Annotated in this window: 1 protein-coding gene; it reads left to right on the forward strand. The window is 50.4% G+C overall.

Annotated elements, in window-relative coordinates; all coding sequences use genetic code 11:
* Positions 1-268: 268 nt before the first annotated feature.
* On the forward strand, positions 269-1,262 hold a 994-nt coding region (locus tag BZG79_RS15710; RefSeq protein WP_077774878.1), incomplete at its 3' end, for a patatin-like phospholipase family protein.

The raw sequence follows: 1,262 nt of genomic DNA on the forward strand, positions 1-1,262 counted from the left end.
GTAAGGAGTCAGGCGATGAACACCACATTGGGCTACGCGTTAATCACCGCAGGTTGTGCGCTAGGCATGATATTTACCTTCGCTGCGGTGGCAGTGATGGGGTAAAAGTGAACAATGTAGATAAGTGTCAGGTTAGATGCTTACTGAAACACGCTCACTCATCCGTAACGGGGTAAGCGCTAGCGCAGCGTTACACGACGCGTTAGACTATGCGGCATCGTTCAATAAAAACAGATGCATAACGTGAGTGTGCTCGTAAGGGGCGAGTGTGGTAGACAGCAAGCAAGCCGTACAACCTAAGATGTTTGCGGCCGATACGCAGGCTATCGGTTTAAATAAGAGCCAGCCTTCGCGACCGCAAAGAATTTCCTTGGTCCTGCAAGGAGGTGGGCAGCGCGGTATTTTTACGGCGGGTGTCATCGACGCATTTTTGACTCGCCACTTTGATCCGTTCGAGCACTATTATGGTACGTCCGCTGGGGCGCTCAATATGAGCGCGTATGTCTGCCAACAATACCAATATGGCTACCGATTTATTACCCAGCTGACGACCCAAGAACGCTTCTTCCACTTAATGAAGTATGTGCGGCGTCAGCATCATATGGATCTTGATTGGGCACTAGAGACCGCGCTACCCGGAAAAGAGACGGCATTGGACATGGAGACGGCACGTCGTCACCTGCAAAATCGATATGCCTATGCGTGTGCAACCGATGTCGATATCTTGAAACCTGCCTTTTTCTCGCTTACGGATGATAATTGGCCTGATGCGCTCAAGGCAACCTGTGCCATTCCATTGTTGTATCCACACCCGGTTAATATCAACGATCACCGGTACGTCGATGGTGGCGTGACCGCTGCGATCCCGGCGAAAGAAGCGTTTGCGCGCGGCGCGGATATCATTGTGGTGATCCGTACAGAGCCTAATGTAGAGCAGGAAAAACGCGTCGATGATAGCGGTCGCTTTCTTGAAACACTGCGAGCACGATTTGAAACCCACAAACCCCAATTTAAAATCGCGGATTACCTCACTAACTTTGAAGAAAAATATCGACTAGCGCGGTTTGAAACCTTTCAAAAAGAGCTGAGTAAGCAGTTAGGAGAGTTATCGGAACGCTATAAGTCGAGCCGAGAGCAGTGGGTCAGTCGAGTGAAAGACAGTATGAGAGAGAAGGCGATGCAAAATGGCGGACGCTGGCTGTTCGGTGGTGACACCATTTATCGGCTACAATCGCTATCGGGTAAGCCACTCAGTACCGACA

It is taken from the genome of Salinivibrio sp. MA427 (genome assembly GCF_001996115.1).
Lineage (GTDB): Bacteria > Pseudomonadota > Gammaproteobacteria > Enterobacterales > Vibrionaceae > Salinivibrio > Salinivibrio costicola.